We start from the raw sequence: 12,769 nt of genomic DNA on the forward strand, positions 1-12,769 counted from the left end.
CAAGCGGATCAGGCAGAAGCAGTGCTCTTCTTGGCAGTGCTCTTGCGTGCGGTGGTCTTGCGTGCCGCAGGCTTCTTGGTTTCAACAGACTTCTTCGCAGTCTCGGCCGCTTCGGAAACTTCTTCCGCGGCTTCAGAGACGGCTTCCGCGCCTTCAGCGGCTTCTTTTTCCAGCTTCGCTACCAGATCAGCGGCAAAGCTGTTGAAGCGGCTGTTAAGGTTGCGCAGTTGCCCGAACAGGCTTTCGCTGTAGCCGTCGTAACGGGTACGCAGGGTCTTCACGCTGTATTCGCGTACTTCAGACTCCAGCTTCTCAGCGTAGTCGAACGGCTTGGAAGCCAGCTTCTTCTGCTGCTCTTCCGCAGCATTGATGCCCTTCTCGACGATGTCCTGAAGCTGTTCCTGATATGACTTGAGTTTACCCATAATTGTCTCTCCTGAGATGATTGAGGTTGAGGATTCGTTAGCGATCCTTAATAACACCCTCTCAGGCTACGGCTAAAAATTAGAATGTTCATACTAAAAGCCGCACAAAAATCAATCAGATCTGAGAAGACACATCTACCAGCGGAAAAGAACCCAACTGGGCACCAGCATGTCGGTCTCGTCTTCACGGATCCAGCCACCGCCATCGGCTGGCACCAGGTAATACTCAGGCCCCACTTCCGGTACCACCTTGATCTCCACCAACTGACCATTCACCCGATATTCGTAAAACACTTCCTGCTCACCGGGACGAATCACAATCTGCGGTCCCTCGGAGGACGGCTGGTAATCTGACACCACAATGGGCTCTTTCGGGGTCTCCACAACCTCCTGATCAAGCCCGCCGCCTTGCTGCGCAACAACCGGCGCGCAAAGCAGCACAGATACAACACCCAGGCAGGCGACTCGTTTCATTTTCGTGATACCCTTTCGTCCATTCATGGCTACAGAGTTGCACAAGGCAACCCTTGCTTCAATCAGAATCCGGACCTGCTTGATATGACACAGCAACAGACCCCACCGGTCGTTCTTGTAGACGGCTCATCTTATCTGTTCCGGGCATACCATGCCCTGCCACCACTCACTACCAGCAAGAATCACCCGACCGGCGCCATCAAGGGCGTGATCAGCATGCTGCGGCGACTGGAACAGGACTTTCCGGGCTCAAAAATGGTGGTGGTGTTCGACGCCAAGGGCAAAACCTTCCGCCACGACATGTACGAAGAGTACAAAGCCAACCGCCCGCCCATGCCGGATGACCTGGCGTGCCAGATCGAGCCCATCCACGAGATCGTCAAAGCCATGGGCCTGCCCCTGCTCATCGTACCGGAAGTGGAAGCGGACGATGTGATCGGCACCCTTGCCCACGAAGCCACCAGCAAGGGCATCGACGTGGTCATTTCAACCGGCGACAAGGACATGGCGCAACTGGTCAGCGACCACGTCACCCTGATCAACACCATGACCGAAACCCGGATGGACAGGGACGGGGTGGTGGAGAAGTTTGGCGTCAAACCGGAGCAGATCATCGACTATCTCGCCCTGGTGGGTGACAAGGTGGACAACATTCCGGGCGTCAACAAATGCGGGCCCAAGACCGCGGTGAAATGGCTGCAGGAACACCAGGATCTGGACCAGGTCATTGCCAATGCAGACAAGGTCAAGGGCAAGATTGGCGACTACCTGCGAGAGGCGCTGGACACCCTGCCCCTGAGCCGGGAACTGGCCACCATCCGCACCGATGTTGATCTGGACTTCGGCCTGGAAGACCTGCAACTGCGCAGCCAGGATGACAGCGCCCTCCTCGGCCTGTTCCGGGAGTACGAGCTCCGCTCCTGGATTGCCGAGCTGGAAAATGCCGATGACGCGCCATCCGACGACAGTATAGAAAGCGCCAGTGATAACAGTCAGCCGCTGGAAAAGCGCTACAGCGTGGTGACTGAACAGGCAGAGCTGGATCGCTGGATCAATCGCCTGAAAGAGGCCGCCCTGTTTGCCTTTGACACCGAGACCACCAGCCTGCGCTATATGGATGCGGAAATTGTCGGCGTCTCCTTTGCCATCGAACCCGGCGAAGCGGCGTATGTGCCCCTGGGTCACGATTACATGGGCGCTCCGGAGCAACTGGACCGGGACGACGTTCTGGCGCAACTGAAGCCGCTGCTGGAAGATCCGGACACCCGAAAGCTGGGGCAGAATCTTAAGTACGACAAGAACGTGCTGGCAAATCACGGCATTACCCTGGAAGGTATCGCCGAAGACACCATGCTGGAGTCCTATGTACTGAACTCCGTGGCGTCCCGCCACGACATGGACACACTGGCCATGCAGTACCTGGACGAGCAGACCATTACGTTTGAATCCATTGCCGGCAAGGGCGCGAAGCAGCTCACCTTCAACCAGATTGACCTGGAAAAGGCCGGACCCTATGCCGCGGAAGATGCGGACATCACCCTTCGTCTGCACCACGTATTGCGCCCCAGACTGGCAGAAACCGGCAAACTCCAGTCCGTTTACGAAGACATCGACCTGCCGCTGGTTCCGGTGCTTTCCCGCATGGAACAACGCGGCGCGATGATCAGCGCCAGCACCCTGAAGCAGCACAGCCAGGAACTGGCGGAGCGAATGACGGAGCTGGAAAAGGAGGCCCACGACGAAGCAGGCGAAACCTTCAACCTGGGTTCCACCAAACAACTGCAGGTCATCTTCTACGACAAGATGGGGCTGCCGGTCATCAAGAAAACCCCCAAAGGCGCACCTTCCACGGCGGAACCGGTGCTTCAGGAGCTGGCCCACGAACATGCCCTGCCCCGGCTGATTCTGGAGCACCGCAGCCTGAGCAAGCTCAAGTCTACCTATACGGACACCCTGCCGGAGCTGATTCATCACCGCACCGGGCGCATCCATACCTCCTATCACCAGGCGGTCGCTGCCACAGGACGACTGTCGTCGTCCGAGCCCAACCTGCAGAACATCCCCATCCGCAGCGAACAGGGGCGGCGTATCCGCCAGGCCTTTGTAGCTCCGGAGGGCTACAAGCTGGTAGCGGCGGATTACTCCCAGATCGAACTGCGGATCATGGCTCACCTGTCCGGTGACAAGGGTCTGCTGACCGCCTTCGACAAAGGCGAGGACATCCACAAGGCAACCGCGGCGGAAGTGTTCGGAGTGTCTGTCAGCGATGTGACAGGCGATCAACGCCGCAGCGCCAAGGCCATCAACTTTGGTCTGATCTACGGCATGTCGGCGTTTGGTCTGGCGCGCCAGCTCGATGTGGGTCGTAACCAGGCCCAGGAATACATCGACCGATACTTCGAGCGTTACCCCGGCGTGCTGAAATATATGGACAATATCCGCAAGCAGGCCCACGACGACGGTTACGTGGAAACCCTGTTTGGCCGGCGCCTGTACCTGCCAGAGATCAACGCCCGCAACAAGCAGATGCAACAGGCCGCTGAACGTACAGCGATCAACGCACCGATGCAGGGAACCGCCGCCGACATCATCAAACGAGCCATGATCGAAGTGGAATCCTGGCTGCTGAAAGACCATGCCGACGACGCCCGGATGATCATGCAGGTACACGATGAGCTGATCCTGGAGGTTAAGGAAAACGCTTTGGAAAAGATCTGCAAAGGTCTTGAAACGCGCATGTCCGCGGCCGCCAGCCTGGATGTCCCCCTGTTGGTGGAAGCCGGCGTCGGTAACAACTGGGACGAGGCGCACTGACAGACACTGGCCGGGCCCATGTCCGGCCAGTTATCCGGCCTCCTGCATCGGCACCATTTCGGGGCGCTCTTGATCAGGATGCCCCGTTTCAGTACACACCTTATCCGCGCCTTCACCCCCACACCCTGCGCCGCCCACCGATAACAGCATTCGCCTGTACGGCACGATATTCGCAAGCTATTGACCGTCGGCTCCTGTTTCCACCCGGGAGCCAGGTTGTGACAACTCTTTTCCGAGGCCCTTACCATGACATCTCTGGCATCTGAACGAAGCTGGCTACTGGACCCTGCCCTGCTGAAACTGGTCCACCAGTGCCGCCGACTGATTCATACCGAGTTCGGGGTCAAGCTGCACCTCACGGAGGAGCACCTGGAGCAAAGGCTGGCCGACTACGCCCGTAAAACACGTTCCAGCCAGTTGATACGTACCTGGGAAGCACTGAAAGAACGGGTTCCGCAGCTCAACATTGACGATGAGGAGGATGAGCATTCGGATGCAGTAAAACGAACCTACCGCGGGCAGGTTATTCCGGAAGACAACAGTGGCGGCGGGGAAAGCCGTCAGGAAGAGGAGGAAACCCGGCCACGACGAACCAGGGTGATCTATCGTGGCCAGGTGGTTGGCTGACCGGCCCCGGTCAGCCTGTCAGCAGAACCTGCTTAGAAGGACTTACTGACCTGGACGCCGGCGCTCCAGGCGTCGAGCTCATACTCACCCTTGAAGTTGCTGGCATTCACCGGGTCTCCCTTCGGGTCATTGTGGTCGTATTCAAATTCATCGACCCGGGCATTTCCGTCAAAGATCAGCGTGCCGGCTGCAACATCGACAGTCCAGCCACTGCGCTCGTCGGCCCACTGAGCGCCCAGGGTCAGCCAGTGGCGGTCATTGGAGGGGATTCGCGCCGTCACATAGTCTTCGTTAACCGGTGACTCGTCGAATGCATAGCCTGCCTTGAATGCCCACTCCGGGGTCGCCTGCCAGATACCGCCGAGGTTGAACTGCCAGGTGTCCTGCCATTCTTCTGTAACGTGGCTGACAATTGCCCCCTCGAAAGGCGCCTGAGTAACCTCACCGCCCACCTCACGACTGACAACATCCAACTCTTCGAAGCGACTCCATTTGGCATATGTCGCCCCCGCCAGCAGAGTGATCGTATCAGTCAGCTGGTGGCGCGCACCAAGCGTGATGCTCTCAGGAATAGCCAAAGGCACCTCAACTTTCTCCGAGATTGTCTCCTGCCCCGTAACACCCATCGAACCGTTAACGATACCGAACTGGGGCACGTTACTGATTTCCGCATCACCCTTAAGCTTCAACTCAGTACCGGTTTGCGCCATCAAGCCCAACTGAGTCTGTTCGGAAAACTCATAAAGGAAGCCAACCCGGAATGTCACGCCAACGTCGTCCCCTTCGATGTCTGCGTACGGTTCATCAATCATGGTGGCAAGGGGCCCAATCTGATCGCTCAGATCCTGGGATTTCGTCAGCCGCCCCTCGGCATACATGATGTTGATCCCAGCCCCCATCGAGAGCCCCTCACCATTATTCACGGAGATCGCAGGGGTAAAGGAGATCACGGTCAGCTCGGTCTTGTCTGCAAAGAAGCGGCCGGTAAAGTCGCTGCTATAATCTGCAGCCAGGCCGTAGGGAGCATGAATACCAAAACCCACATCGACGGAGTCACTCACTTCGCGGGTCATATAAACATTGGGCAGTACAGACGGATCTGCAATATCTCCGCCACGGCCATCACTGAAAGTAGAACCGTCTTTACGGCGGGCAATCACCCCATCTTTCGCTTCCGCATCAATATCCAGCACAGCCGCACCAAATGACAGATTGGTACCAGAAAGCTGGCTCATGCCGGCCGGGTTGAACAGTACGGTGGTGGCGTTCTCGGGGTTGGCGGCAATACCCGCATTGGCAACGCCCATGGCACTGGCGCTTTGCTCATTCAGGGCAAAACCACCAGCCATAACGCTGGCAGGGGCAGCGGCGGCAGTCAGGGTGGCAAAACGGATGGCAGAATAAAGATTGGACTTGTTATTGCGCATACTTCCTCCTTTAATTTTGCGGCGGAGTATACGCATCACGGGCCAATGGCCTCAAATGCCATCCCTACTGGTTCGTTAAGCTAATCATTTCAGACTAAAGTCTAATTCGATTGCCAGTTGATCAATCGTCCTGAATCGACAGCTTATCCACGGACGACGACAACTGATCAGCGCCCTGGGCGTCGGTACCCAGCTTGATCAGCAGACGCAGGTCGTTGGCGGAATCCGCATGGGCCAGAGCATCCTCGTAGGTAATCGAACCTTCGGCATAGAGCTTGTAAAGCGCCTGATCGAAGGTCTGCATACCGGACTCGTTGGACTTGGACATCAGCTCCTTGAGCTTGTGTACTTCGCCCTTGCGGATCAGATCCGCCACCAGCGGCGTATTGATCAGCACCTCGATCACCGCCTTGCGGCCCTGACCGTCCGGCGTGGGGATCAGTTGCTGGGCCACGATGGCCTTGAGGTTCAGGGACAGGTCCATCCAGATCTGGTTGTGCTGCTCCGGCGGGAAGAACTGGATGATCCTGTCCAGCGCCTGGTTGGCGTTGTTGGCGTGCAGCGTGGCCAGGCACAGGTGACCGGTTTCCGCGAACTGCACGGAGTATTCCATCGTCTGACGGGTGCGCACCTCACCGATAAGAATCACATCCGGCGCCTGACGCAGTGTGTTCTTCAGGGCAACCTCAAAGCTTTCGGTATCGATCCCCACTTCCCGCTGGGTCACGATACAACCCTGGTGCTGGTGCACGAATTCGATGGGGTCTTCAATGGAGATAATATGGCCACGACTGTTGCGATTACGGTGTCCCAACATGGCCGCCAGCGAGGTGGACTTACCGGTACCGGTGGCACCCACGAACATGATCAGGCCCCGTTTGGTCATCGCCAGGTCCTTGATCACCTCCGGCAGGGCAAGGTCGTCAATCTGCGGGATTTTCACTTCAATCCGGCGCAGCACCATGCCGCACAGATTACGCTGGAAGAACGCGCTCACCCGGAAACGGCCAATACCCCGGGCGCTGATGGCGAAGTTGCACTCGTGGCTTTCTTCGAACTCGGCCCGTTGCTTGTCGTTCATGGAACCGTAGACAAACTCCCGGGTCTGCTCCGGCGTCAGGGCGTTCTTGGTGACCGGGAGGACCTTGCCGTTCACCTTCATGCTGGGAGGCACACCGGCGGTAATAAACAGGTCTGAACCGCCTTTTTCCACCATCAGCCGCAACAGTTTTTCGAATTCCATGATTTATTACCTATTCGTCAGTCTTCGGTGCAAGGGCGCACCGGGTGAAGCTATCCGCGCCCGCAAGCGTTGTTCGTGCCTGCCAGACAGATCAGAAATTGTCTGGCATTTTTGCCTTGGCCTTTGCCGCTTCGCGGGAAATAAGGCCTTTTTGCAACAGGCGCTCCAGGCATTGATCCAGAGTCTGCATACCAATGGAACCGCCGGTCTGAATAGACGAGTACATCTGGGCGATCTTGTCTTCCCGAATCAGGTTACGAATCGCCGATGTGCCGATCATGATTTCGTGGGCAGCGATCCGGCCGCCGCCCATTTTCTTCATCAGGGTCTGGGAGACGACCGCCTGCAGGGATTCCGACAGCATGGAACGAACCATGGATTTCTCCTCGGCCGGGAACACGTCGACCACTCGGTCGATGGTCTTCGCGGCGGAGGTGGTGTGCAGGGTGCCGAATACCAGGTGGCCGGTTTCCGCCGCGGTCAGTGCCAGGCGAATGGTTTCCAGGTCCCGCAATTCGCCCACCAGGATGATGTCGGGATCTTCCCGCAGCGCCGAGCGCAACGCTTCGTTGAAGCCCAGGGTGTCCCGATGCACTTCCCGCTGGTTGACCAGGCACTTCTTGGATTCGTGCACGAATTCGATCGGGTCCTCGATGGTGAGCACGTGCTCGTAACGGCTGTCGTTGATGTAGTCGATCATGGCCGCCAGGGTTGTGGACTTACCGGAACCGGTCGGGCCGGTCACCAGCACCAGCCCCCGGGGAACCGAGGACACGTCCTTGAAGACCTGCCCCATGCCCAGGTCTTCCATGGTCAGCACCTTGGACGGGATGGTCCGGAATACCGCACCGGCGCCGCGGTTCTGGTTGAAGGCGTTGACACGGAAACGGGCGACACCGGGAACCTCAAAGGAAAAGTCGGTCTCGTAAAATTCTTCGTAGTCCTTCCGCTGCTTGTCGTTCATGATGTCGTAGATCAGCCCATGGACTTCCTTATGCTCCATGGGCGGAAGGTTGATCCGGCGCACATCGCCATCAACACGAATCATCGGGGGCAATCCGGCGGACAGGTGCAAGTCAGACGCACCCTGTTTGGCCGAGAAGGCAAGCAGTTCGGTAATATCCATAGATTTCCTCGGAAGGCGTTTTTCTTTTATCCCGGTCTGAAGCCGGCTCCGGTGCGGATCCCGCATTCAGGATCACTTGGCATTTCAGTAACCTGCGGGTAACGTGTCAGCAAGACAGTGACAGACCGGAATCGGCGGATTCACACTATGAGCAGCATAGCAGACAACATCGGGAGCGTAACCCGACGCATACAAAAAGCAACATTGAGGGCCGGGCGGGCTCCCGAATCTGTGCACCTGTTGGCAGTCAGCAAAACCCGCTCGGCAGACGATGTCCGGGAAGCCGTGGCAGCCGGCCAGATGGCCTTTGGCGAGAACTACCTGCAGGAGGCCCTGGACAAGATCGAGGCGCTTGAGGATCTGCCAGGGATTGACTGGCATTTCATCGGCCCCATCCAGTCCAACAAGACCCGCCAGATTGCCACGGCTTTCTCCTGGGTACACAGCGTTGACCGCCTGAAAATTGCTCGCCGGTTGAACGAGCAGCGGGACGCCGGCCTGCCGCCCTTGAATATTTGCCTGCAGGTCAATATCAATAATGAAGAGAGCAAATCCGGGTGCGCCCTTGAGGACCTGGACGAACTGGTCAGCGCCGTTGGCGAACTGCCCCGCCTCTCACTGCGCGGGCTGATGGCGATCCCAGATCCCGACCAGCCAGAGTCGCAGCTGCGGACCAGTTTCCGCAGCCTGGCCAACGCCTTGAAAGCCCTGCGCCAGGATCATCCTGAAGCAGGCCCTCTGGACACACTTTCCATGGGCATGTCCGGGGATATGGAAACAGCCATAGGGGAAGGGGCAACCTGGGTCCGCGTTGGCACGGCCCTCTTCGGCGAACGGGCAGCAAAGAGCTGAATCGTTCAGTTCCTGTTATCATCGGGGCCGGATCAATAACAGATCAACTTGTGGAGTGAACTTTGAGCACATCACCAACCATTTCGTTTATCGGGGCAGGCAACATGGCCAGCGCCATCATTGGCGGTATGCTGGACAACGGCTTCAAGGGAGCCGATATCTGGGTCAGCGCTCCCGACGACAGTCACCTGCAATCCATTCGCAAGCGCTTCGGTGTCAGTGTGACCACGGACAACCGCTACTGCGCACAGCAGGCCGACATGGTGATTCTGGCGGTGAAACCCCAGGTCATGGCGGATGTCTGCCGCGATATCGCCCCGGTGGTGCAGAACACGCGACCATTGATGGTGTCCATTGCCGCCGGCCTGGAAGCCGGTACGCTCGACGAGTGGCTTGGCGGCGGCCTGCCGCTGGCGCGGGTCATGCCCAACACTCCGTCCCTGGTTGGCAAGGGCGCTGCCGGGCTGTTTGCCAACGATCAGGTCAGCGACAAACAGAAGCAGACGGTCGAAACCGTCTTCAACAGCATCGGTTCCGCCCTCTGGGTTGATGAGGAATCCCTGCTGCACGCCGTCACCGCCCTCTCGGGCAGCGGTCCTGCCTACTTTTTCCTGATGCTCGAAGCCCTGGAAGAAGCCGCCACGGCAGCCGGCATTGCCCCGGAGACCGCCCGTCAGCTGGCGATCCAGACCATGGCTGGCGCCGCGGAAATGGCCGGTCGCAGCGAACATGATCCCGCCCAACTGAAGCGCAACGTCATGTCCCCCGGCGGCACCACAGAACGCGCGATCCATGCCTTTGAGGATGGCGGCCTGCGGGATCTGGTCAAGAAAGCCTATTCCGCCGCTTTCTCACGCTCTGAAGAAATGGCCAAAGAACTGGCTAACCAATAACGGAGACAAGGCTTCATGCTGGCTGACATTCTGATCACCATCCTGCTCATCGCCTCAACGTTTTACATGACGATTGTCCTGCTGCGCTTTTTACTGCAGCTGGCGAGAGCGGATTTCTACAACCCCATTTCCCAGTTTGTGGTGAAAGCCACCAACCCGCTGCTTCGTCCCCTCCGACGTGTCATCCCGGGCTGGGGCGGCATTGATGGCGCCGCACTGGTGCTGGCGATCGTCATCCAGGCCATCGCGTTTCTGCTGATCCTGGTGACACTGAACGGCGGCATGCCGAGCATCAACCCGCTCACCTTGCTCGTATGGGCCGCCCTGAACGTGCTTGATCTGGTGGTCAAGATCTACTTCTGGTCAGTCATTGCCGTGGTGGTCGTCAGCTGGATTGCTCCGGGCAGCCATCATCCCGCGATTCAGCTGGTGGCGCAGATTACAGAGCCAGTCATGCGCCCGGTCCGTAACGTGATACCGTCCATGGGCGGCCTGGACCTGTCCCCCATTGTCGTGTTCCTGCTGCTGAACGTGATATCGGTGGTCATTAACCACATGAAGATCGCCGCGGGCATGGGCGCCCTCGCCGGAATGTAAACCACGTCCCGAATATACACTTCGTTACAGTTCTCTACACAAAGCATCGCATCCGGGCCGCCGACTCATCCTACTGATTCGGCGGCTTTTTTTGACCAACACATGCCGCTCTGCTATACACACCTGTTTTCACGCCCAAAGAAACCCACAACAGTTGGGATAACATTGCCTATAGTTCGCCATTAACCCGTGCACCAACACCGTTACCCGGAAGTCGCGCAGAAGGAAATTCCGATGAAAAAACAAGGAACTCTGTCGCAGCAGGTAGAGGCCTACCACAACTGGAAAAAGGAACTGATCCGCCAGATCGGCCGTTACCGCTTGTGGTTGCAGGACAACGACCTGTTCTCAGAGGATGTGAGCCGCCGTATCCGGCATGGCCTGGAATTATTGATCGAAGACGAGCTGACCATTGCTTTTGTCGGGGAATACTCCCGTGGCAAAACCGAACTGATCAATGCCCTGTTCTTCTCCGAGTATGGCCAGCGCATGCTGCCATCCCAGGCCGGACGCACCACCATGTGTCCGACGGAGCTGTTCTTCGATCGCACGGCCAATGCCAATTACCTGCTGCTGCTTCCCATCGAAACCCGCACCGGGGAGCTGTCCCTGCATCAGCTGCGCAAGCAGCCGGAACGCTGGGTCAAGCATGATCTGGACGAACGCAATCCCGAAGTGATGCGGGAAGTGCTGGCGGAAGTGGCCCGGGTCAAAAGCGTGACACCCAATGAAGCCCGCAACCTGGGTTTCGACGAAGACATGCTGGAGCATGATCGCAATCACCCCGGCAATGTCCTGGTCCCTGCCTGGCGCAATGCCCAGATCAGCATCCGCCACCCGCTGTTTGAACGCGGCCTGCGCATTCTCGACACACCCGGCCTGAATGCTCTGGGGTCGGAACCGGAACTGACGATCAGTATGCTGCCCCGGGCCCATGCAGTGGTCTTCCTGCTCAGCGCCGACACCGGCGTTACCGCCAGCGATATGACCATCTGGAAGGAGCACATCGACACCGAACACGCCGATCACCGAGCCGGTCGGTTCGCGGTACTCAACAAGATTGACGTGCTTTGGGACGATCTTCAGGGCGAACACCACACCCGTGAAGCCATTGACCGCGTCCGCAACTACACCGCGGACCACCTGGGCATTCACAACAATGACGTGATCCCGCTCTCCGCCAAGCAGGGCCTTACAGCCCGCGTCAGGCAGAACAGCGACCTGTTTGAACGCTCCAATCTCGGACAGCTTGAACAACTGATCATCAGACGTATTCTGATGCACAAGGAAGAGCTGATCACCCAGAGCCTGATCAATGATCTGCTGGGCATGCTCCAGAACAGTCAGGCCGCCATGCAGACCCGGCTTGATGCCCTCGGGGAGGAGCTGGAAGCCTGCTCCGGCGCCACCATGGACAAAGAAGCGTTACGCCGCCTGGCCGATCGGGCACAAAGAGACTACGAGTTCTATTACAAGAAGCTTATCACCCTGCGCTCCAGCCGCCGGCTTATGGACTCCCAGGGCGACATGCTGAAAAAACTGGTCAACCAGAAGCGCTTTGAGGGCCATGCGGAAAAAGTCCGCCAGTCGATGTCGAAAAGCTGGACGACAGCCGGTATGAACCGTGGCATGGATCACTTCTTCGAGTTACTGGAAAGTGACCTGAACAACTTGATGAGCGAAGGCCACCTGGCGGAGAAAATGGTCGGTGCCATCTATCGGCGTTATAACGAGGACACCCGCGCACGCCACCTTGAGCCCATCCCCCTGCGCTCCGGTCGGCATGTGATCGCGGTCAGGGAATTGCGTAAGAAAGCCAGGCGCTTCCGCGTCAATCCCAAAAACCTGCTGACCGAACAATCCGTGCTGGTCAGACGCTTCTTCAACGTTATGGTCAATGAAGCCCGCACCCTGCACCAGCGGGCTCAGGCCGACGTGGAGCGCTGGCCCTCCGAAGCCCTGCTACCGATCATGCAGTACTCGATGGAGCAGAAGCAGCTGCTGGAGCACCAGATCCGTCGCCTCAAGGACATGGTTCGCAGTGACCGCGACAGCCGTGCCGAACGGGAGCGCCTGCAGAACACGATCGCGGACCTGCGCCGGCAGCTGGAACTGGCGGACGCCATGCACCGACAGATTCGCAAACCCGCCCCCACACTGATTCAGCAAAAGGTTGTGAACATATCGGGCGCTGTCTGAGGCGCCCGATCATCCTGCGGTTGCAGCCACGAGGACCGGCCTTTAAACTGCTGGGCTGGCAACCGCTCTCCCCGCGTTGTTCCAGACTTTTA

At 58.2% G+C, this 12,769-nt stretch carries 11 protein-coding genes; 6 read left to right on the plus strand and 5 right to left on the minus strand.

The window, feature by feature from the left end; genetic code table 11:
- Window positions 1–8 precede the first annotated feature (8 nt).
- Window positions 9–425: a hypothetical protein gene (locus ACQUWM_RS16370; protein ID WP_407001362.1), complete on the minus strand. Its 417-nt coding sequence runs from the start codon at window positions 423–425 to the stop codon at window positions 9–11.
- 135 nt (window positions 426–560) lie between these two features.
- Window positions 561–899: a DUF2782 domain-containing protein gene (locus ACQUWM_RS16375; RefSeq protein ID WP_428922856.1), complete on the minus strand. Its 339-nt coding sequence runs from the start codon at window positions 897–899 to the stop codon at window positions 561–563.
- A gap of 84 nt (window positions 900–983) precedes the next feature.
- Here ACQUWM_RS16375 and polA point away from each other — a divergent pair, with 84 nt between their 5' ends.
- Window positions 984–3,713, plus strand: coding sequence for a DNA polymerase I (gene polA, locus ACQUWM_RS16380; protein WP_428922857.1), 2,730 nt, complete (start codon window positions 984–986; stop codon window positions 3,711–3,713).
- A 246-nt stretch (window positions 3,714–3,959) separates the two neighbouring features.
- Complete coding sequence (locus tag ACQUWM_RS16385) at window positions 3,960–4,340, plus strand: hypothetical protein (protein WP_407001365.1); 381 nt, start codon at window positions 3,960–3,962, stop codon at window positions 4,338–4,340.
- Window positions 4,341–4,372: 32 nt separating this feature from the next.
- On the opposite strand, the gene ACQUWM_RS16390 is transcribed toward ACQUWM_RS16385, so the two are convergent.
- The 3 genes from ACQUWM_RS16390 to ACQUWM_RS16400 all read right to left on the minus strand — a co-directional run bounded on the left by ACQUWM_RS16390 (window position 4,373) and on the right by ACQUWM_RS16400 (window position 8,136).
- Window positions 4,373–5,767 (minus strand): OmpP1/FadL family transporter, encoded by a 1,395-nt coding sequence (locus ACQUWM_RS16390; RefSeq protein ID WP_407001366.1) that lies wholly within the window; start codon window positions 5,765–5,767, stop codon window positions 4,373–4,375.
- 121 nt (window positions 5,768–5,888) lie between these two features.
- A complete protein-coding gene (locus ACQUWM_RS16395; RefSeq protein WP_407001367.1) occupies window positions 5,889–7,010 on the minus strand; it encodes a PilT/PilU family type 4a pilus ATPase in 1,122 nt (373 codons plus the stop codon).
- Window positions 7,011–7,101: 91 nt separating this feature from the next.
- Window positions 7,102–8,136: a type IV pilus twitching motility protein PilT gene (locus tag ACQUWM_RS16400; RefSeq protein WP_407001368.1), complete on the minus strand. Its 1,035-nt coding sequence runs from the start codon at window positions 8,134–8,136 to the stop codon at window positions 7,102–7,104.
- Window positions 8,137–8,283: 147 nt separating this feature from the next.
- Here ACQUWM_RS16400 and ACQUWM_RS16405 point away from each other — a divergent pair, with 147 nt between their 5' ends.
- The 4 genes from ACQUWM_RS16405 to ACQUWM_RS16420 all read left to right on the plus strand — a co-directional run bounded on the left by ACQUWM_RS16405 (window position 8,284) and on the right by ACQUWM_RS16420 (window position 12,677).
- Window positions 8,284–8,988, plus strand: coding sequence for a YggS family pyridoxal phosphate-dependent enzyme (locus tag ACQUWM_RS16405; protein ID WP_428922858.1), 705 nt, complete (start codon window positions 8,284–8,286; stop codon window positions 8,986–8,988).
- 62 nt (window positions 8,989–9,050) lie between these two features.
- Window positions 9,051–9,881, plus strand: coding sequence for a pyrroline-5-carboxylate reductase (gene proC, locus ACQUWM_RS16410; protein ID WP_428922859.1), 831 nt, complete (start codon window positions 9,051–9,053; stop codon window positions 9,879–9,881).
- A gap of 15 nt (window positions 9,882–9,896) precedes the next feature.
- On the plus strand, window positions 9,897–10,478 hold the full coding sequence (locus tag ACQUWM_RS16415) for a YggT family protein (RefSeq protein WP_407001371.1): 582 nt from the start codon (window positions 9,897–9,899) through the stop codon (window positions 10,476–10,478).
- 234 nt (window positions 10,479–10,712) lie between these two features.
- Window positions 10,713–12,677: a dynamin family protein gene (locus tag ACQUWM_RS16420; RefSeq protein WP_407001372.1), complete on the plus strand. Its 1,965-nt coding sequence runs from the start codon at window positions 10,713–10,715 to the stop codon at window positions 12,675–12,677.
- The last annotated feature ends 92 nt before the right edge of the window (window positions 12,678–12,769 follow it).

Origin of the sequence: Marinobacter sp. DUT-3 (assembly GCF_050379435.1) — a bacterium.
Taxonomy (GTDB): Bacteria; Pseudomonadota; Gammaproteobacteria; order Pseudomonadales; family Oleiphilaceae; genus Marinobacter.

Bases quoted from the DNA above. Each gene is read 5' to 3' on its own strand.
- ACQUWM_RS16370 (WP_407001362.1), bottom strand. From the start codon at position 425: ATGGGTAAACTCAAGTCATATCAGGAACAGCTTCAGGACATCGTCGAG.
- ACQUWM_RS16375 (WP_428922856.1), bottom strand. From the start codon at position 899: ATGAAACGAGTCGCCTGCCTGGGTGTTGTATCTGTGCTGCTTTGCGCG.
- polA (WP_428922857.1), top strand. From the start codon at position 984: ATGACACAGCAACAGACCCCACCGGTCGTTCTTGTAGACGGCTCATCT.
- ACQUWM_RS16385 (WP_407001365.1), top strand. From the start codon at position 3,960: ATGACATCTCTGGCATCTGAACGAAGCTGGCTACTGGACCCTGCCCTG.
- ACQUWM_RS16390 (WP_407001366.1), bottom strand. From the start codon at position 5,767: ATGCGCAATAACAAGTCCAATCTTTATTCTGCCATCCGTTTTGCCACC.
- ACQUWM_RS16395 (WP_407001367.1), bottom strand. From the start codon at position 7,010: ATGGAATTCGAAAAACTGTTGCGGCTGATGGTGGAAAAAGGCGGTTCA.
- ACQUWM_RS16400 (WP_407001368.1), bottom strand. From the start codon at position 8,136: ATGGATATTACCGAACTGCTTGCCTTCTCGGCCAAACAGGGTGCGTCT.
- ACQUWM_RS16405 (WP_428922858.1), top strand. From the start codon at position 8,284: ATGAGCAGCATAGCAGACAACATCGGGAGCGTAACCCGACGCATACAA.
- ACQUWM_RS16415 (WP_407001371.1), top strand. From the start codon at position 9,897: ATGCTGGCTGACATTCTGATCACCATCCTGCTCATCGCCTCAACGTTT.
- ACQUWM_RS16420 (WP_407001372.1), top strand. From the start codon at position 10,713: ATGAAAAAACAAGGAACTCTGTCGCAGCAGGTAGAGGCCTACCACAAC.